Origin of the sequence: Burkholderia sp. BCC0398 (assembly GCF_902833245.1) — a bacterium.
GTDB classification, from domain to species: Bacteria; Pseudomonadota; Gammaproteobacteria; order Burkholderiales; family Burkholderiaceae; genus Burkholderia; species Burkholderia sola.
The window spans coordinates 21286-40378 of record NZ_CADFEM010000012.1 but is presented as its reverse complement, the minus strand read 5'-3'; the positions used below and the strand labels follow the sequence as shown (position 1 = coordinate 40378).

The following is a 19093-nucleotide window of genomic DNA, read 5'->3' as shown; positions in this document are numbered from 1 at the left end:
GGCGCGCTAAGTCGCCAACTCGTGGATCAATCTGAACGTCGGCACCGACAACACCGCGAATCCCACCGTCATGACCGCGAGCACGGCGGTCCTCTTCCGCAGCAGCGCGCAGACGACGATCGACAGCCCGCAGAACGCGCAGGTCAGAATGACGATCCACCACAGCGCCGCATAGCCCGCACCGCCTTCGAAATTCGATACGTTCTGCGTGATCCGGGTCGCGGCATACCCGGCGACGGTGATGCTCGCGGGCAGGCACAGCACTGAATACAGCACGAAAACGATGATCTGTCGCGGTGTCGGATCGGATGACGTCATGGAGCGCGTTCTGTTGCGGATGGACGGGGGGCCCCCGACCGTCCGCCGCACGGGCCGATCAAGGCAGTCGGCAGGATGCGACCGTTTTCCATGTTTGGCAACCGCCACCGCCTGCCACCCCGTCACCCCGCCCTAAACTACCCCTAAACCCGCCCCAAACTCGGCCGCTTCGGATCGTACGTCCACCCCGGCACCAGATAACGCATCGCCACCGCATCGTCGCGCGCCGTACCGCCCACCGCGTTGTACAACGCATGCGCAGCCTCGACCTGCGCCATATCCAGCTCGATCCCCAGCCCCGGCCGCTCTGGCACGGCCACCTGGCCGCCGACGATCGCGAGCGGTTCGCGCGTGAGCCGCGCGTCGCCTTCCTGCCAGATCCAGTGCGTGTCGATCGCGGTGATCGTGCCGGGCGCGGCCGCCGCCGCATGCGTGAACATCGCGAGCGACACGTCGAAATGGTTGTTCGAGTGCGAGCCCCACGTGAGCCCCCAGTCGCGGCACAGCTGCGCGAGCCGCACCGAGCCCTGCATCGTCCAGAAATGCGGATCGGCGAGCGGGATGTCGACCGCCTGCAGCCGCACCGCGTGATCCATCTGCCGCCAGTCGGTCGCGATCATGTTGGTCGCGGTCGGGATCCCCGTCGCGCGGCGGAATTCGGCCATCACCTCGCGGCCCGAATAGCCGCCTTCCGGCCCGCACGGATCTTCCGCGTACGCGAGCAGGTGGCCTTGCCCGCGGCACAGCGCGACGGCCTCGTCGAGCGACCACGCGCCGTTCGGGTCGAGCGTCGTGCGCGCGTCGGGAAAGCGCGCCTTAATTGCCGCGATCGCTTCCATCTCGTCGGCGCCGGCCATCACGCCGCCCTTCAGCTTGAAATCGGCGAAACCGTAGCGCTCGACCGCGGCTTCGGCCTGCCGCGCGATCGCGGCCGGCGTCAGCGCTGCCTCGTTGCGTAGCCGGAACCAGGCGTCCGAAGCGTGCGCCTCGTCGCGATACGGCAGATCGGTGCGGCGCCGGTCGCCGATGTAGAACAAATACGCGAGCATCGGCACCGCGTCGCGCTGCTGGCCTTCGCCGAGCAGCGCCGCGACCGGCACGTCGAGGTGCTGGCCGAGCAGGTCGAGCAGCGCGGCTTCGATCGCGGTGATCACGTTGTCGAGCCGCAGGTTGATCTCGTGCGGCTGCCGCAGCACCGCCGCCTCGCCGGCCGACGTCACTTCGTGGCGGATCGTGCGGCCGGCACCGGCACCCGCGCCCCCACCGGACAGCGCCGCGCGCACCGCATTGAGCGTCGCCTGGTAGCGTCCGATCGACTGGCCGACCACGCGATCCGTCATGCGCTCGAGCGCGTGGCGGATCCCTTCGCCGCCCGGTACTTCGCCGACGCCCGTGTGTCCGCTGCTGTCGTCGAGGATCACGAGGTTGCGCGTGAAGTACGGCGCGTGCGCGCCGCACAGGTTGAGCAGCATGCTGTCGCGCCCGGCGACGGGAATCACCTGCATGCGCGTGACGCGCGGGGTGCCGGCACGGCTGGGTTCGGACATCGGTTCGCTCCTGGTTCCATTGGCGCGCGGGCCGCCGGACGCGCCGGCGCAGCCCGCGCCGTTCATTGAAGCTCGACGCGGCGGATCTCGCCGACGACGAACAGGTAGCAGATCACGGCGACGAGCGCATGCGCGACGACATAGACGAGCGCGCCGTTGAACGAGCCGCTGCGGTCGACGATATAGCCGATCGCGATCGGCGTCGTGATGCTGGAAAGGTTGCCGCACGTGTTGAGCAGCGCGCCGCTCAGGCCGGCGATCTGGCGCGGCGCGGTGTCGGCGTTGACGGCCCAGCCGAGCGCGCCGAGCCCCTTGCCGAAGAACGACAGCGCCATGAACAGCACGACGAGCACATGCGAATCGGTGTAGTTGCAGACGATCATCGACATCGACAGCAGCATGCCGAACACGATCGGCACCTTGCGCGCGACCGACAGCGACCGGCCCTGCTTGAGCAGCGCATCGGACACGACGCCGCCGAGAATCCCGCCGAGGAACCCGCACACGGCCGGGATCGACGCGACGAGCCCCGCGTTGAGGATCGACATCCCGCGCGCCTGCACCAGATAGACGGGAAACCACGTGATGAAGAAGTAGGTGAGCGCGTTGATGCAGTACTGCGCGACGTACACGCCGACCAGCATCCGGTTCCTCAGCAGCGCCTTCACGTGACGCATCGACGGGCCGCCTTCGCGTGCGCCCGTCGCCTGGTCGATGTTGACGAGCGCGCCGCCTTCGGCGAGGTAGTCGAGTTCCGCGCGGTTGATGGTCGGGTGCGCCTTCGGGTCGTACATCGTGCGGTTCCACACCAGCACGAACGCGAAGCCGAGCACGCCCATCACCGCGAACACCGACTGCCAGCCGAACGCGTGCACGAGCCAGCCCATCAGCGGCGCGAACACGACGGTCGCCGCGTACTGCGCGGCGTTGAAGATCGCCGATGCGGTGCCGCGTTCGGCGGCCGGGAACCACGCGGACACGATCCGGCTGTTGGCCGGGAACGACGGCGCCTCGGCTGCGCCGACCAGGAAGCGCAGCCCGAACAGCAGCGCGAACGCGGCCGCGCCGCCGAAGAAGCCGATCCCGCCCTGCAGCAGCGTGAACAGCGACCAGAAGAAGATGCTGAACGCGTAGACGATGCGGGATCCGTAACGGTCGAGCAGCCAGCCGCCCGGCAATTGCGCGATCACGTACGACCAGCCGAACGCGGAAAAGATGAAGCCCATCTGCACGTGGCTCAGGTGCAGCGAGCGGGCCAGCGCGGGGCCCGCGATCGCGATTGCCGCGCGATCCGCGTAGTTGATCGTCGTGACCGCGAACAGCACGGCCAGCACCAGCCAGCGCACGCGGGTGCGCCGGGCCGTTGCCGACGCGGACGCCGGCAATGCGTGAAGCGGATTCATGACTTGTCTCCTCCGAAGGGCGGAAGGCGCCGTCGAGCGGCACGCGCGTCGGGTGCGCGCGTAATGTAGTGATGCCGCCGGCGGAGGCCGGGCACCGGACGCCGAGGCAGGCAGAGCGTCCGGGCCATTCTGTCATGTCGATATTTGCGCTTTCATGCCAATTGCTGACTTGATCGATTCAGCATTTGAATCGATCGAATGAAGTGGGCGGTCATGCGCGTGCGTGGTCCGCGCCGGCGCCGTGATGGCGCGCCACGTGCTGCGCCAGAAACTCGACGGCGGCGCGCACGCCGGGCAACTGGCCGCGCCGATGCGGCATCAGCAGCGTCGTCGTGACGGTGCCCGCGCGCCAGCCGGGCAGCACGCGCACGAGCGCGCCGGATGCGAGCGCGGCGCCGGCGATCCAGTCGGGCAGGCACGCGAGGCCGAGACCGGCCGTTGCCGCCTGCAAGAGCAATGTCGATTCGTCGGCCTGCAGCCGCAGGCGCGGCGTCACGTCGACGGCATCGCCGCCGCGCTGCAGCCGCCATGGCTGCGGGCCCGGGTGAAGCCCGTCGTGCTGCGCGAGGTCGGCCGGCATGTCGGGCGTACCGGCCCGCGCGAGATAGGCTGGCGCCGCGACGACGACGATCGGCGACGCCGCGAGCGGCCGTTGCACGAGCGCGGAATCGGGCAACGGTGCGAAATGGCTGCGCACCGCGATGTCGAAGCCTTCCTGCGCGATGTCGACGAGGCGGCCGCGCCGGTCGCCAGGCAGGATTCGGTGGCGACGATTTTTTTACCCGGATAATATTGACATCCAATTAATACCCGGATGAAAATAGCGTCATTACGATTCCAGCCCCCGGGCGACCACGATGACCTCTTCCACGCTTCTTCCTTCGTACACGGCCTTCGACGGCCATCGGCGGCTCGCGTCGGGCCCGCTTGCGACGGTCGCGCTCGCGGTCCGGCAGGCGGCCGGCGACGCGACGCCCGGCACGATCCTGATCTTCGACGACGCGACGGGACGCTCGATCGACCTCGACCTGCGCGGTACGGCGGACGACATCCGTGCGCGCTATGCGGCGCCGTCGGGCGACGCAGCCGGCAGCGCCGGCGAGCCGGGCGGCGCGGTCGCAGGCGAACAGCGCGGCCGCGGCCGGCCGAAGCTTGGCGTGGTGTCGCGCGAGGTTACGCTGCTGCCGCGCCACTGGGAATGGCTCGGCGCGCAGCCGGGCGGTGCGTCGGTCGCGCTGCGCAAGCTCGTCGAGGACGCGCGACGCACGCATGCGGCGGCCGACCGGCAGCGCGACGCGCAGGCGCGCGCATACCACTTCATGTCGGCGATGGCGGGCGACCTGCCCGGTTTCGAGGAAGCCGCGCGGGCACTGTATGCGAACGATCCGGCGCGGCTGGCCGAACTGATCGCCGGCTGGCCCGACGACGTGCGCGACCATGCGCTCGCACTGGCGCGCGGCGATCTGCCGCCGGCCGCCGACGACTGCTGACGGAGCGCCGACGCGATGACCGTATTCGACCTGAACCGCGGCGCGATCGCGCCGGTCGCCGACGAAGTCGACGTCGTCGACCTGCGTGTGACGGGCGCCATTCCGCGCGAACTCGACGGCACGTTGCTGCGCAACGGCCCGAACCCGCCGGGCGGCCGCTTCGACGGCAACGACATGCTGTCGTGGTGGCCGGAGGCCGCGATGCTGCATGCGATCGCGTTCGACGACGGCCGCGCGGCCGGCTACCGGAACCGCTGGGCGCGCACGCGGCGCTGGGCCGCCGTCCATGCACCGGGGCAGGCGCCGCATCTGCCCGACACCAATCCGAACGTGAGCGTGCTGCAGCATGCGGGCGAATTGCTCGCGCTGGCCGAGGGCGGCGCGCCGCTCGCGATCACCGCCGCGCTCGATTCGTTCGGCGCGCCGACGCGGCACGCGGGCTTCGACGGCGCGATGACCGCGCATCCGAAGGTCGATCCGGTAACCGGCGAGCTGATCCTGTTTCGCGCGGACTGGCGCGCACCGTGGCTGCGCTACGGCGTCGCGGATGCGCTCGGCGTGCCGCGCGTCGATTTCGAGATCGAGCTGGGCGCGCCGTCGATGATGCACGACCTCGCGATCACCGAAACCCGCAGCCTGCTGCTCGACCTGAACGTCGGCTACGACTTCTCGCTGCTGAAGCAGGGCCACCGGATGCCGCTGCGCTGGCACGACGACCGGCCCGCGCGCATCGGCGTGCTGCCGCGCCACGGCGGCGACGTGCGCTGGTTCGGCGTCGAGCCGTGCTTCATCCAGCACGTCGTGAACGCGTACGACTGCGACGCGTCGTGCATCGTGCTCGACGCGGTGCGCTATCCGTCGTTCCTGCGGCTCGACGCGCGCACGGGCCGCTTCGCCGACAACCCGGTCGGCGAGCTGTGGCGGTACGTGATCGACACCGCGAACGGGCTGATCGACGAAGGGCCGCTCGCCGACGGCGGCATCGAGCTGCCGCGCATCAACGAAAGCCGGACCGGGCGCGGCTACCGCTATCTATATGCGGTCGAGCAGCCGAACAACGCGGAAATGCGCGGCGTGATGCGCTTCGACCACGCGCGCGGCACGACCACGCACTACGCGGTGCCGGCCGGCGACCAGAACGGCGAGCCGGTGTTCGTGCCGCGCCCGGGCGGCGCCGACGAGGACGACGGCTGGCTGCTGGTGATGGTCTACCGCGCGGCGACGGATACGAGCGACGTCGTGATCCTCGATGCGCGCGCGATCGACGCGGGGCCGGTCGCGACCGTGCATCTGCCGCGCCGCGTGCCGGCCGGGTTCCACGGCGCGTGGGTGCCGCGCGAACGTTGAACGTGCGCGTCGGCGGCGCGCGTCACTGCGCGCGCAGCGCGTCGACGATCTTCAGTCGTGCGGCGCGCATCGCCGGCAGGAACCCGCCGACGAGCCCCATCACGAGCGAGAACACGAGCGTCTTCACGACGATCGCGGGCGTCAGCACGAAGCGGAACGACAGGTCCGAGAAGGTCTGGAAATTGGTCGTCGAGAACGACGCGAACTGCATCAGCGACGCGCACGCGAGCCCCGCGACGCCGCCGACGAAGCCGAGCAGCAACGCCTCCAGCAGGAACGCGGCGAGCACGTTGGTGCGCTTGAAGCCGAGCGCGCGCAGCGTGCCGATCTCGGCCACGCGGTTCGCGACCGACGCATACATCGTGATCATCGCGCCGATCATCGCGGCGATCGAGAAGATCGTCGACAGCGTGATGCCGAGGATGTTGATGAACGTCGACAGCGCCTTCGACTGGTCGCCGTAGAAGGTCTGCTCGCGCTTCGCCTCGTCGGTCAGGCGCGGATCGACGTCGATGTCGGCCTTGAAGCGCGCGAAGCCGTCGGCGCTCGGGATGCGCAGCACCATCGACGAATAGCTGGTGCGCCGGAACGACTGCATCAGCTGGTCGACGTCGCCCCAGATCTCCGAATCGAAGCCGCTGCCGCCCGCGTCCAAGATGCCGACGATGGTCCAGTCGCGCTGCGCGAAGTGCAGGCGATCGCCGAGCTGCGTGCCGCTGAAGCCTTTCGCGATCGCGCTGCCGACGACGATCTCCGACGAGCCCGGCGCGAACGGGCGGCCGGCCACGAGCGTCACGTGCGGCCGCAGCGCGAGGCCCGCCGGCGACACGCCGCGGATCACGACGTTCGACGGCTTGCCGGTCGACGTCTTCACGAGCGAGATCAGCACCACGGCCTCCTTCGACACGAGCGGCCGGCCGTCGGGACCGAGCGCGACGGCCGGATGCATCTCGAGCGCATTGGCCTGCTGATGGTCGATCGAACTCTGGATCTCGGTCTCGGCGCCCTTGCGGATCACCACCGCGTTGTCGGGTTCGCCGGTCGATACGAGTGTCTTCGTGAGCCCCGCATCGAGCATCTGCACCGTCGCGAACACGAAGATCACGAGCGCCATGCCACCGGCGGTCAACGCGGTGGTGAGCCGCCGGGTCCACAGGTTGCGTGCGATGTAGGTGAGCGGGATCGCCATGCGCGTCTCTATCCGATCGCCCGCAGGCCTTCGACCACGCGCACGCGCGCCGCCTGCCACGCCGGCACGATTGCCGCAGCGAAGCCGACCGCGACCGAGCACGCGGCCTGCAGCACGACCGTCTCGGTCGACACCTTGAATACCGGGAAAATGCCGCCCGCCGCCTGCTTGAACAGGTTCGCGGCGGGCGGCGTCGCGAGCATCCCGAGCCCGCCGCCGACCACCGCGATCACGACCGATTCGCCGAACACGATCAGCGCGAGGAACCCGGGGCCGAAGCCGAGCGCCTTCAGCGTCGCGTATTCGGCCGTGCGCTCGCGCGCGCTCATCGCCATCGCGTTGGCCATCACGGCCATGATGATCAGGATCACCACGTACGACACGAGGCGGATCGCCGCGATGATCTGGTTCGACATCGCGACGAAGCCGAGCTGGAACGCCTGCTCGGTCTCGGTCAGCGTTTCGGCGAGCGAGTTCTTGAACACCGCGTCGACGTTGCGCGCGATCGACGCGCCGTCGTCGGGGTTCGCGACGCCGAGCACGAACACGCCGACCTGGTCGGCCTGCTTCGGCGTGCGCTTGCGCACCGTCTCGTTCAGGTAATCCCAGTGGAACACCAGTTGACGCGTGATCGTCGAGTCGTCGCGACCGTCGAGAATCCCGCGCACGACGAAGTCCCACGTGCCCGGATAGATCGTGCCTTTCAGCGGAATCACGTCGCCGACCTTGAAGCCGAACTGCGTCGCGAGCTGGCGGCCGACGAGGCAGCCGCGGCGGTCGCGATCGTAGTCGGCGCGCTGCTGCGCCGGCAGGATGAATTCCGGATACAGGTCGAGATAGTTCTCCGACACCGCGAAGCTCGCGAAGAAGTTCTTCGGGTCGCGGTAGATGCCGCCGAACCAGTTCGAGCGGACCACGGCCGTCACGCCGTCGACGCCGCGGATCCGGTTCTCGTAGCTCACCGGCAGCGGAAATACCAGCGAGATCGCGTTGCGCGTGACGAGCCGGCCGCTGGACGCGGCCGCCGCGCCCGCGTACCACGCATCGACGACGGTGTGCAGCAGCCCGAACGCGAGCACGGCGATCGTGAGCCCGAGCACGGTCAGCAGCGTGCGCAGCCGGTGCCGCAGCGCGTTGCGCGCGATCAGCTTCAGCACGTACATCGCGCGCGCTCGCGTCGATCAGGCCGCGTGCCCATCGATCAGCTCCCCCTTTTCCAGATGGACGAGCGAGCGCGCGGCGCCGGCCGCGTGCGCGTCGTGCGTCACCATGATGATCGTCTTGCCGAGCTCGGCGTTCATCCGCTGCAGCATCGCGAGCACGTCGGTGGCCGATGCGCGGTCGAGGTCGCCGGTCGGCTCGTCGGCGACGATCAGCACCGGATCGGTGATCAGCGCGCGCGCGATCGCGACGCGCTGCTGCTGGCCGCCCGACAGCTCGGACGGGTAATGGCTCGTGCGATCGCCGAGATTCACCATGTCGAGCACGAGCTCGACGCGTTCGCGCCGCTCGCGGCGCGACAGGTGCGTGAGCATCAGCGGCAGCTCGACGTTCTCGAACGCGGTGAGCACGGGCATCAGGTTGTAGAACTGGAAGATGAAGCCGACGTTCGCCGCGCGCCATTCGGCCAGTTGCGCCTCGGCGAGTTGCGAGATGTCGAGGCCGCCGACGCGCAGTTCCCCGCTGTCGGGCCGGTCGATGCCGGCCACGAGGTTCAGCAGCGTGCTCTTGCCGGAGCCCGACGGCCCCATCAGCGCGACGAAGTCGCCTTCGCCGATGTCGAGCGTGATGTCGGTCAGCACGGGCACGATCTGGTTGCCGCGCCGGTACGACTTCGCGACGTGGCTGAGCTCGACGAGGGGTGGCCGGGCGTCGTTCACGCGCGCTACTTCTTCGCGACGGTCACTTTCGCGCCGTCCTTCAGTTTCGCGCCCGGCGCGAGCACGACCGTGTCGCCGGGTTTCACGCCGCGCACGGCGACCAGCTCGCCGATCCGCGCGCCCTTCGTCACGGCGGCCGCATGTACAGCGTCGTCCTTCACGACGAACACGACCGGCCGGCCGTCGCGCTCCACGACCGCGCTCGCCTGCACGGCCGTCACCGGCTGCCGGTCCTGCGGCGTCGCCGGCTTGGACAGGAACGCGATCTTCGCGCTCATGTCGGGCAGCACGCGTTCGTCGCGGTCGACGAAGCGCACCTTCACGAGCACGGTGGCCTTCGAGCGGTCGACGGTCGGCACGATGCGCGACACGCGGCCCGCGAAGCGCATGTCGGGCAGCGCGTCGAGCTGGATCTCGCACGGCTGCTCGGCGCGGATCTTCGCGATGTTCGATTCGGCGACGTCGGCCTCGACCTCGAGCGTCTCCATGTCGGCGATCGTCACGACCGCGCCCTTGCTGTCCGACGCGGACGAGAACGGCGTGATGTTGTCGCCGACGTTCGCATGCTTCGCGAGCACGATGCCGTCGAACGGCGCGCGGATCACCGTCTGGTCGACCGCCACCTGCGCGGCCTGCGCGTTCGCTTCGGCCGACACGATCGCGGCCTGGTCGCTGTTGAGCGTCGCGCGCGCCTTGTTCACGCGCGCCGTGTCGGTGTCGAGCTGCGCGGCCGGCACGGCGCCCTTCGGCGCGAGCGCGGCGGTGCGGCGCAGCGCGATCTCCGCATCCTTGAGTTCCGCCTGCGCGACGCCGAGGTTCGCACGGGACACCTGCACCTGCGCACGCGCCTGGGCGAGCGACGCTTGCACGTCGTTGCTTTCGAGACGCGCGATGATCTGGTCCTGCTTCACGCGCGTGCCTTCGAGCACGCCGAGCCACTCGACGCGCCCCTGGCCCTTCGACGCGACCGCGGCCTTGCGCTGCGGCACGACGTAGCCGGTCGCATTGAGCTGCGTATCGTTCTGGTACGGGTAGGCGGACGTGACGGACGTGGTGTCGACGGTCGGCCGGCCGGTGAGCGCGAGGCCGGCGACGATCGCGATGACGACGAGCGCGGCGGCGACCGCATAGCGCGCCCAGCGGCGCCGGCGCGGCACCGGGGCGATCGGACGCCGGTCGATTTTCAGTTTGTCCAGATTGTGATCGGGCAATTTGAGCGCCTCGAGACGGCGGCGGTCGTGCGACCGGCCGCGATCCGGTTTCCGGGGAAAGGGACGGATGGACGCCAGTATAAGCGTCGCTCCGGCGCCGCGCGAGCCGGTTTGCGGCGCCGTGCGGCGGCGGCCCGTCCGGCCCGCCGGCGCCGGCCGACGCGCCCGCCCCCGGGGAAACCCGAGGATGCAAGCAACGTGTCAACTTGCCGCGAATGCGGTGCGTTATGGAACCAGTGCGTCAGGTTTTGTCGCGACGGAACGGCGAAAGCCAGCCTCGCGGCCTGGGGCTCCGGTGCGAATGCCTCGCATCTTTACTTACCGGTACGTTTGATTTTTTCTCCGCTAAAGGAAGAACAATGAAGAAGACGCTCGCTTCGATCATCGCCGCAGCATTCGCACTCGCATCGGTTTCGGCATTCGCACAGGCGTCCGCGCCGGCAGCCGACACGTCGGCTGCCGCATCGGCACCGGCCAAGAAGGATCACAGCAAGCCGAAGCACCAGCTGAAGCACCACGGCTCGAAGAAGGGCCAGGCGAAGGCTGCAGCCGCATCGGCCGCCGGCACGAACGACGCAGGCACGCAGAACTAAGCGGTTCCGCCGCCACGGCCGGCGTTGCCGGTCATCGGTCGGCCAACCCCGCATGCTCCGGCATGCGGGGTTTTGTTTTTCAGGCGCCGAATGCGCACCGCGCCCGGCCGGCGGCAGGCGCTGCAGCGCGCCGGCATCTGTGTTTAACTCGCGGCTTCACGGAGCGAAGGAGCGAGACATGGATCTCGGGTTTATCGGGCTGGGCGAAATGGGGCAGGCGATCGCGACGAACCTGCTGAAGGCGGGCCACACGGTGCGGGTCTGGAACCGGTCGCGCGAGCGGGCCGAGCCGCTCGCGGCATTCGGCGCGCAGATCGTCGACACGCCGGCCGACGCGTTTCGCGGCGACGCGGTGTTCTCGATGCTCGGCGACGATGCGGCCGCGCGCGCGGTGTTCGACGACGCGCTGCTGGCCCAGGCGCCGCGCGGGCTGATCCACGTGAACATGGCGACCGTGTCGGTCGCGCTCGCCGAATCGCTCGCGCACGCGCATGCGTCGCGCGGCATCGACTATGTCGCCGCGCCGGTGATGGGCCGGCCCGACGTCGCGGCCGCCGCGCGCCTGACGATCATGGCCGGCGGCCCGGCCGAGGCGATCGACCGCATGCAGCCGCTGTTCGATGCGATCGGCCAGAAGACCTGGCGCTTCGGCTCGCTGCCGCAGCACGCGAACGTCGCGAAGATCGCCGCGAACTTCACGCTCGCGTCGGCGATCGAGACGCTCGGCGAGGCGTCCGCGCTGCTCGGCGCGCACGGCGTCGCGATGCGCGATTTCCTCGACGTGATCACCAGCAGCGTGTTTCCGGGGCCCGTCTACGAAGGCTACGGCGCGATGATCGCCGAGCGGCGCTACGAGCCCGCGCGCTTCAAGGCGCGGCTCGGGCTGAAGGACGTCCGGCTCGCGCTGGAGGCCGGCGACGCGACGTCGGTGCCGCTGCCGGTGGCGAGCGTCGTGCGCGACAGCCTGCTCGATGCGCTCGCGCACGGCGGCGGCGACCAGGATTTCGCGGTGCTCGGCGAGGCCGCGCTGCGCCGCGCGGGCCGCTGACACGCGACAGAAGCGCGGTGCGCACGGCATAATCGACAGTCCGTTTTCCCTACATTCATTTCAGGCAGAGGCAGTCATGAACTTGCATACGTGGTGGCTTTTCGTGGCGACGGTGTTCGTCGTGTCGGCGATTCCGGGCCCGAACATGCTGCTCGTGATGACGCACGGCGCGCGCCACGGGCTGCGGCGCTCGTCCGCGACGATGGCCGGCTGCCTGAGCGCGCTGGTGCTGATGCTCGCGGTCTCCGCGGCCGGGCTCGGCGCGGTGCTCGAAGCATGGCCGGCGACGTTCGATGCGTTGCGCTTCGCGGGCGCAGCCTATCTGATCTATCTCGGCGTGAAGGCGTGGCGCGCGCGCGTGGACGACGCGCCGGTGGCCGACGTCGATGCGGTGTCGTCGCAAGCGGCCTCGACATCGCGCGTCGCGCTGTTCCGCAACGGCTTCCTGGTCGCGGGCAGCAACCCGAAGGCGATCCTGTTCGCGGCCGCGCTGCTGCCGCAGTTCATCAACGCGGCCGAGCCGACGCTGCCGCAGTTCGGCATCCTCGTCGTCACGTTCGCGGTGATCGAGGTGAGCTGGTATCTCGTCTACGCGGCGTTCGGCACGCGCATCGGCGCCACGCTGAAGAGCCAGAGCGTCGCGAAGGTGTTCAACCGGCTGACGGGCGGGCTGTTCGTCGGCTTCGGCGCGATGATGGCGCTGGTCCGTCACTGATTCCCGGCCGACCCCGGCGTACCGAATGCCCCATCTCTCGCAAGAGGGTGGGGCGTTCGGCTTTTGGGCGCCGCTTCACCGGTGAGTGCTCACGCACGCGGCCGATCCAGCGCCGCCGCGCCGGGCCCGCGTCCGGTCGCCAGCCCGAACACGGTCGCCGCGCCGGCGAACGCGAATCCGACGCCACACACCGCGCTCCAGCCGCCCCATGCCCACGCGCTGCCCGCGAGCGCCGCGCCGAGCGCGCCGCCGACGAAGAACAGCCCGACGAACAGCCCGTTCAGGCGTCCGCGCGCGACCGGGTTCAGCAGGTTGATCGCGCGGCGACCGATCGTCTGATCGACGATCACGCCCGCATCGAGCAGCGCCGCGCCGCCGGCCAGCAGCGCGAGCGCGACGCCGCGATGCGCGTGCGCATCGAAGCCGAACCAGCGTGCGCCGGCGATGCCGAGCACGACGAGCGCCGCGAGCATCGTGCCGTGCGCGAGCCGTTGCGCGGTCGGGCCGTGGCCGCGGTCGCCCGCGCGGCCGGCGAGCGGCGTGACGATCGCGCCGCTGGCGCCGGCGAACGCGAACAGCGCAATGCCGCGCAGATCGAGCGCGAACGGCGGCTGCGCGAGCCGCAGCCCGACGGCGGTCCAGAACGCGCTGAACGCGGCCATCGCGAGCGCGGCCAACAGCGCATGCCGGCGCAGCACCGGTTCGTCGGCAAGCAGCCGTCCCATCGACGCGAGCAACGCGCGGTAACTGGCCGTGATCGACGGCGTGCGCGCCGGCAGGCGCAGCGCGAGCACGACCGCGATCGCCGCGTTCGCGAGCGCGGCGAGCAGATAGAACGCGCGCCAGCCTGCCGACCCCGCGATCAGGCTCGCGAGCGGCCGCGACAGCAGGATCCCGAGCATCAGCCCGCTCATCACGTTGCCGACCGCGCGGCCGCGCTGCGCGTCGGGCGCCATCGACGCGGCCATCGGCACGAGCATCTGGATCACGCTCGACGCGGCGCCGGCCGCGAGCGTCGCGAGCAGGAACACGGCGCCCGACTGCGTGAAGGCGGGCAGCGCGAGCGCGGCCGCGCAGACGGCGAGCGTCGCGACGATCAAACGGCGGTTCTCGAGCAGGTCGACCAGCGGCACGAGCAACGCGAGCCCGGCCGCATAGCCGAGCTGCGGCAGCATCGCGACGAGGCCCGCGAGGCCGGGCGGCAGGTGCAGGTCCGCGCTGATCGGGCCGGTCAACGGCTGCGCGGCGAACAGGTCCATCACGATCACGCCGACCGTCGCGGCGAAGAACAGCGTCATGCCGGTGCTCAGTGCAGGCGGCGCGGGCGCGGCGACGGTCGGAGAAACGGGGGCGGAGCAACGATTGGCAGGGCAGTTCATTGCAAACCAGGAGGAGTCGAAGGAACGCCCATCGTAGGCGCCCGATCTTTATGCGACAATTGAAATATGTCTAACATGATTATGCGAGTTTGTTTTGAATACGCGTGATCTCCAGGCGTTCGTCGCGGTCGTCGACAGCGGGTCGATGGTCGCCGCGGCCGCGAAGCTCCACCTGACGCAGCCGGGCCTGACGCGGCGCGTGCAGAACCTCGAAACGCTGCTTGGCGTGCCGTTGCTCGAACGGCAGAGCAAGCCGCTGAAGCCGACCGCCGCCGGGCGCGACGTCTACGCGCTCGCGCGCAACGTGCTCGGCGCGGTCGACGAACTGATGGCGGCGGGCACACCGGACAGCGAGCCGTCGGGCGAGCTGCGCATCGGCGTGCCGCCGTTTCTGTCCGAACTCGCGCTGGAGCGGCCGATCGACCGGCTGCGCGACGCGTTTCCGCGCCTCACGCTGCGCGTGACGGCCGGCTGGTCGCCCGCGCTGGTGCAGGGCATCGAGCGCGGCGCGCTCGACGTCGCGACCGTGATGGTGCCCGCGAGCGCGGCGCTGCCGGACGCATTGACGGCGACGCTGCTCGCCACGCAGCCGACGGTGCTCGTGGCCGCACGCGATTTCCCGCTGCCGGACGGCCCGCTGTCGCTCGACACGCTGTCGGGCTTTCCGTGGGTACTGAGCCAGGACGGCTGTGGGATGCGTTCGGCGCTGAGCCGCGCGCTCGGCGCGGCCGGGCTGCCGTTCGACGTCGCGGTCGAGGCATTCGGCTCGGAACTGCAGTTGTCGCTCGTCGCGCGCGGCGCCGGCATCGGCATCGCGCCGCCGAACGCGCTGGCGCGCAGCGCGCATCGCGATGCGCTGAGGGTGGTGGAAACGGCGGGGCTGGAAACGCGGATCAACGTATGGATCGTGCACGGCACGCTGCCGGGCCGCCTCATGCGGCCGGTCGCGCTGCTGCGCGACGCACTGGGCGAGGTGCTGGAGCGGGAGAGCGGAAAGGGGTCAGGCGCCGTGACGGAGAAGTAGAGGCCGCGTTCGAGGGAAAATCCTTATTTTCTCTACGGAAATGTTGCATTGCGGAAACCGATTCGATATGATTGCACCTGTCTCCTCCATGTCTCCTCTGATATGGATTCAGCCCGCCGATCAGGCGGGCTTTTTTTTGCCTGCGATTGAGTCGCAGCGCTCCATTTCCATCCGCCGACGGCCGCCGCGCTCAGAACTTGTATGTCATCCCGACGTAGCTGATGATCGGGTCCGCCTTCAGGTCCGATTTCGACTCGGCGAGCACCGAGCCGTCCGCCGCCTTGATCGTCACCGTCGACGTCGTCTTCAGCGGGATGTAGGTCACCGACGCGACCAGCCCGAAGTGTTCCGTCAGGTTGTACTGCAGGCCCGCGTTGAACACCGGCTGCCACGACGACGATGCCTTCGCCTCCACCGACGTCGTACCCGGCTTGCCCGCGCCCGCCGCGAGGATCGCGCCGAGGTTGTCCTGCGTCTGCTTGATGAAGTTCGTATTGAGCTGCAGGTCGCTGAACCAGTTGTACGACACGCCGAGGCCGAGGAACGGGCGGAACTTCGCGGTCGCCTGCCCGAAGTAGTACTGCAGGATCACCGCCGGGCTCCACTGCCGCACGCTCTTCACGATCGGATTGACCGAGGCCAGCCCGATGTTCTGCGTGCCGAGCGCGCCGGCCGGCCCCGGCGGCTTGATCGTGCCCTGGCCCGACACCTTGAACACCGGCGGCACGCCGGCCACCGACGTGACCGCGATATGGTCGGTCAGGAAGTGGCTGACCGTCAGGCCGACGGTGTCGGCGCCGCTCGTGTGCAGCCCGGTGCCGGCCGACGTGAACGACGGCGGCAGCCGCAGCGGCGTGTTGATCGGCGTCGGCGCGACGTTGGTCGTCATCGGCGTGCTGCTCTGCTGCGGCATGATGTGGAACCAGCCCAGCGTGACGACGTTGCTGCCGGCGCTCTGCGCGTGCGCGGCGAGCGGCGCCACGGCGGCGGCGCCGGCCGCCGCGCAGAGAAGGGTTTTCTTCATCACGGCTTTCCCCTCCGCTTACTGGACGAATGCGCCGATCGTGAAATACGGCGTCGATCCCGCGTTGTCGAGGAAACCGAACACGCCGCCCGAGAAGATGAACTTGCCGGTCGGCGACGTGCTGCCCGAACCCGTATGGATCGTCGTGACCGTGCCCGGCACCTTCTGCGTGTAGTCCAGGTCGAGCACTCTCGTGAGCGACGCCTGCGACGGCTGGAACGGATCGAGCAGCGTGGCCTGCTTGTCGATCAGCGCGGTGGTCCGGTAATCGAACTGGCTGTCGACGCCGATGTATTCGCCGTTCTGCGAACCGGCCGCGACGGCCGTCTGCGGCGCGAGGATCGAGATGCTCGATTCGTCGTCGGCGGTCAGGCCCGGCACGCCGTTGCTGTCCGGCGTCGGGTTCGGGTTCGCGACCCCCGTGCGCACGAGGACCGGCACGAGCTGGTTGCGCAGCTTGCCGACGACCATGAAGCCCTTGCCCTGCGGCGTGGCCGACAGCGTCGGCTTCAGCTGGCTCGCGTAGTTGTTCGACTGGAACGCGCCGCTGCCGTCGGCCGACTGCACGAAGTTCGTGCCCTGCTGCGTGCACGCGCCGCCGGCGAACTGGCCGGTCGTGTCGCACTTGGTCCACGTGCCGTCCGCGTTGATCGTCACTTTCGCGTCGATCGACGCCGGCCCGAATTTCTGCGACGGCACTTCGCCGAAGCCGATGTGGCTGTACGTACCCGCGACCTTCGTGATGTCGGTTTCGATCGACGAGAACCCGATGAACGGGTAGTACGGGAATTTCGTGTCGGGCACCGCGGCCTGGCCGAGCACGCCGTCGAACTGGATCTCCTTGCCGGGAATCGTGCCGCCCGCGACGCCGAAGCCGACGAAGATGCGCGCCGGACGCGACGCATCGAGGCTCGCGCCGTTCAGGCGGAACGCGCACTGGTTCAGCTTGTTGGTCGGCAGCAGCGTTTCCTGCGTGAGCGTGCCGCTGTCGACGGTGCCCGCGCGGGTCGGCGTGACGGTGCCGGTCTTTTGCGGCACCGCCGATTCGACATAGGTGACCTGCCAGGTCATCTTGGTCGTGTCGAGCTGGACCTTCGCGAGTTCGCCGCTGCCCGCGCCGCCCGTAAACACGGTGCTGTAGTCGAGCGTGGCAGGGCAAAGCCGCTCTTCGACGAGCGGCGGCGGGTTGTCGCTGCCGCCGCCGCAGGCGGAAAGAAGGGGGCCGGCAAAGGCCGCCGCCAGAATGAGGTTGCGCTTCATGTTGCTCCTCCAGATTTGTCTTGTGCGGCGGCCAGCTCCCTGTCGGCCGCTTCTGTTGGTCGTGCTCGTCTTGTTGGCGCCGTGCCGGGCGCCTTCGTGCCTTCCCTGCGTCACGCGGCGGCAGGCCGGCCGCCGCGTCCCCGATCGCTACTTGCTGATCTGCGCGCCCACGCCGAAGTACGGGGTCGACGACGTCGTCGAATTCGCCGACGTCGACGTGACGCCGCCGTTCACCGTGCCCTGGATCAGCGCCGCGTACAGCCCGCCCGTCGCGATCACCACGCCCGATGCGGACGGGTAGCTCGCGCCGCTCGGCGGGGCGGTTTTCGCGTTCAGCAGGCCCGGTGTCGTCTGGCCGTAGTCGAGCGTGAAGCCGTCTTCCTCGGCCTGCGTGGACGGGTTGATGAACGACGCGTTGCCGCCGCGGATCAGTGCGGCCGTGTACTTGAAGTTCGAGTCCGCGCCCGCGTAGCCGCCATCGATCGCGCCCGACGTGATCGCCGTCGCCGCGCCGAGCACCGCGATGCCCGATTCGTCGTCGACCTGCGCATCGAGGTGCAGTGGCGGCGTGCCGAGGTTCACGTTGCCCGTGCGCACGATCACCGGCACCGTCGCGCCGTTGAGCTGGCCGATCACCAGGTGCGCGGTGGCCGACTTGCCGGTCGCGCCGACGATCGGCAGTTGCGTCTGCGGCAGCGTCTGCGGCGCCTTGGCGCTGTCGAAGTAGCCGCCGTTCGCGCTCGTTTTCCACGGATCGCCGGTCGTCTGGCAGCCACCCGATCCGCTCGAGGTGCACGCGCCGTTCGCGTCGAACGTCTCGCTCGAGGTCGAGCCCTTCGTCGCGTAGTTGCCCGACGGCACGAGGTGGTAGAGCAGCGCGTTGTACGTGCCCGGCAGTTTTGACAGATCGGTCGTCGTGTTTGCGAAGCCGAGGAACGGATAGAAGTCGAAGTGACGGTTCGGCACCTGGCCGACGTTCTGCACGACGCCCGGGATGATCGTCAGCCCGTCGTACTGGATCGTCGCGCCCGGAATGCCGCCGCCCGCGACGCCCATGCCGACCAGCAGCATCGGCGGGTTCGCCTGGTTGAAGTCGGCGGCCGTCGAATAGGTCGAGCCATCCGGCGCGGGGCCGGTGCCCGGCGTGAGGACGAACGCGCAGCGCGTCTGCTCGGCGGTCGGCAGCGTGCCGGTCGGCGGATGGATGACCTTGCCGGTGATCGTCGTGCCGACGCGGCTCGGCGTGACGGTGCCCGTCTTCAGCGGAATCGGCGATTCGAGCCACTTGAGCGTGTACGTCATCGCGACCGCGTCGATGTTGACGCTGACGATCTCGCCGCTACCCGCGCCGCCGAGATACGTGCTCTTCACGATATCCGCGTTGGCCGGGCACAGTGCGCCGTTGATCGGTTGCGAAGGCGGCTGCCCTTGCGTGCCGCAGCTCGAGCCGGAACATTGGGGCGCGTTGATCGGCGCGAGCGCGCCGCCTGAGTCCCCCCCACCACATGCAACCAGGAAAGGGGCAATGGCAAAGGCCGTTGCCACCCCCTTCGATAAGGTGTGCGACATGCCGCTGTCTCCAATCGTTTAATTGTGCGAGCTAATGTCGCTGCCTGTGTTTTTGCTGTCAATTGATGAACCCGTCTAAAAAAGGCGATTGAAACG

At 69.4% G+C, this 19093-nt stretch carries 17 protein-coding genes and 1 pseudogene; 6 read left to right on the top strand and 12 right to left on the bottom strand.

Going from position 1 to position 19093, the window contains the following annotated elements; genetic code table 11:
- Window positions 1–6: 6 nt before the first annotated feature.
- The 4 genes and pseudogenes from HWX76_RS24895 to HWX76_RS24880 form a co-directional block, all read right to left on the bottom strand.
- A complete protein-coding gene (locus HWX76_RS24895) occupies window positions 7–318 on the bottom strand; it encodes a hypothetical protein (protein ID WP_089488054.1) in 312 nt (103 codons plus the stop codon).
- A gap of 143 nt (window positions 319–461) precedes the next feature.
- Window positions 462–1865 carry an enolase C-terminal domain-like protein gene (locus tag HWX76_RS24890; protein WP_124631747.1) on the bottom strand — a complete coding sequence of 468 codons (1404 nt, stop codon included), beginning with the start codon at window positions 1863–1865 and terminating at the stop codon, window positions 462–464.
- A gap of 62 nt (window positions 1866–1927) precedes the next feature.
- Window positions 1928–3268, bottom strand: a complete 1341-nt coding sequence (locus tag HWX76_RS24885; RefSeq protein ID WP_050011842.1) for an MFS transporter — start codon at window positions 3266–3268, stop codon at window positions 1928–1930.
- A 211-nt stretch (window positions 3269–3479) separates the two neighbouring features.
- Window positions 3480–4004, bottom strand: a pseudogene (locus HWX76_RS24880) (substrate binding domain-containing protein); the annotation flags it as partial.
- A 121-nt stretch (window positions 4005–4125) separates the two neighbouring features.
- On the opposite strand from HWX76_RS24880, the gene HWX76_RS24875 reads away from it, so the two are divergent.
- Together HWX76_RS24875 and HWX76_RS24870 are read left to right on the top strand one after the other, a co-directional pair.
- The gene (locus tag HWX76_RS24875) at window positions 4126–4758 is read left to right on the top strand and encodes a DUF2239 family protein (protein ID WP_050011845.1); all 633 of its coding nucleotides are present in this window, start codon (window positions 4126–4128) and stop codon (window positions 4756–4758) included.
- A gap of 15 nt (window positions 4759–4773) precedes the next feature.
- Entirely contained in the window at window positions 4774–6105 is a 1332-nt protein-coding gene (locus HWX76_RS24870) for a carotenoid oxygenase family protein (protein WP_050011846.1), read from the top strand.
- A gap of 22 nt (window positions 6106–6127) precedes the next feature.
- Here HWX76_RS24870 and HWX76_RS24865 read toward each other — a convergent pair whose 3' ends face one another.
- From HWX76_RS24865 to HWX76_RS24850, 4 genes are read right to left on the bottom strand one after another with little or no spacing between them, the layout of a single operon-like run.
- The gene (locus tag HWX76_RS24865; RefSeq protein WP_050011847.1) at window positions 6128–7294 is read right to left on the bottom strand and encodes an ABC transporter permease; all 1167 of its coding nucleotides are present in this window, start codon (window positions 7292–7294) and stop codon (window positions 6128–6130) included.
- Between the two features lie 8 nt (window positions 7295–7302).
- Window positions 7303–8457, bottom strand: a complete 1155-nt coding sequence (locus tag HWX76_RS24860; RefSeq protein ID WP_050011848.1) for an ABC transporter permease — start codon at window positions 8455–8457, stop codon at window positions 7303–7305.
- 18 nt (window positions 8458–8475) lie between these two features.
- The gene (locus HWX76_RS24855; RefSeq protein WP_050011849.1) at window positions 8476–9174 is read right to left on the bottom strand and encodes an ABC transporter ATP-binding protein; all 699 of its coding nucleotides are present in this window, start codon (window positions 9172–9174) and stop codon (window positions 8476–8478) included.
- Window positions 9175–9179: 5 nt separating this feature from the next.
- The gene (locus HWX76_RS24850; RefSeq protein ID WP_176016508.1) at window positions 9180–10385 is read right to left on the bottom strand and encodes an efflux RND transporter periplasmic adaptor subunit; all 1206 of its coding nucleotides are present in this window, start codon (window positions 10383–10385) and stop codon (window positions 9180–9182) included.
- A gap of 359 nt (window positions 10386–10744) precedes the next feature.
- On the opposite strand from HWX76_RS24850, the gene HWX76_RS24845 reads away from it, so the two are divergent.
- The 3 genes from HWX76_RS24845 to HWX76_RS24835 all read left to right on the top strand — a co-directional run bounded on the left by HWX76_RS24845 (window position 10745) and on the right by HWX76_RS24835 (window position 12741).
- A complete protein-coding gene (locus HWX76_RS24845; RefSeq protein WP_012327737.1) occupies window positions 10745–10978 on the top strand; it encodes a hypothetical protein in 234 nt (77 codons plus the stop codon).
- A 52-nt stretch (window positions 10979–11030) separates the two neighbouring features.
- Window positions 11031–12026: an NAD(P)-dependent oxidoreductase gene (locus HWX76_RS24840; RefSeq protein ID WP_256975440.1), complete on the top strand. Its 996-nt coding sequence runs from the start codon at window positions 11031–11033 to the stop codon at window positions 12024–12026.
- A 76-nt stretch (window positions 12027–12102) separates the two neighbouring features.
- Window positions 12103–12741, top strand: coding sequence for a LysE family translocator (locus tag HWX76_RS24835; RefSeq protein WP_176016507.1), 639 nt, complete (start codon window positions 12103–12105; stop codon window positions 12739–12741).
- 89 nt (window positions 12742–12830) lie between these two features.
- Here the strand turns inward: HWX76_RS24835 and HWX76_RS24830 are convergent, their stop codons facing one another.
- Window positions 12831–14120: an MFS transporter gene (locus HWX76_RS24830; RefSeq protein ID WP_176016506.1), complete on the bottom strand. Its 1290-nt coding sequence runs from the start codon at window positions 14118–14120 to the stop codon at window positions 12831–12833.
- A 94-nt stretch (window positions 14121–14214) separates the two neighbouring features.
- Here HWX76_RS24830 and HWX76_RS24825 point away from each other — a divergent pair, with 94 nt between their 5' ends.
- The gene (locus HWX76_RS24825) at window positions 14215–15144 is read left to right on the top strand and encodes a LysR family transcriptional regulator (RefSeq protein ID WP_050011854.1); all 930 of its coding nucleotides are present in this window, start codon (window positions 14215–14217) and stop codon (window positions 15142–15144) included.
- Window positions 15145–15334: 190 nt separating this feature from the next.
- Here the strand turns inward: HWX76_RS24825 and HWX76_RS24820 are convergent, their stop codons facing one another.
- The 3 genes from HWX76_RS24820 to HWX76_RS24810 form a co-directional block, all read right to left on the bottom strand.
- Window positions 15335–16168 carry an OmpW family outer membrane protein gene (locus HWX76_RS24820; protein WP_089488059.1) on the bottom strand — a complete coding sequence of 278 codons (834 nt, stop codon included), beginning with the start codon at window positions 16166–16168 and terminating at the stop codon, window positions 15335–15337.
- Window positions 16169–16186: 18 nt separating this feature from the next.
- Window positions 16187–17428: a DUF2957 domain-containing protein gene (locus tag HWX76_RS24815; protein WP_176016505.1), complete on the bottom strand. Its 1242-nt coding sequence runs from the start codon at window positions 17426–17428 to the stop codon at window positions 16187–16189.
- 147 nt (window positions 17429–17575) lie between these two features.
- Entirely contained in the window at window positions 17576–18997 is a 1422-nt protein-coding gene (locus HWX76_RS24810) for a DUF2957 domain-containing protein (protein ID WP_124631743.1), read from the bottom strand.
- Window positions 18998–19093 lie beyond the last annotated feature (96 nt).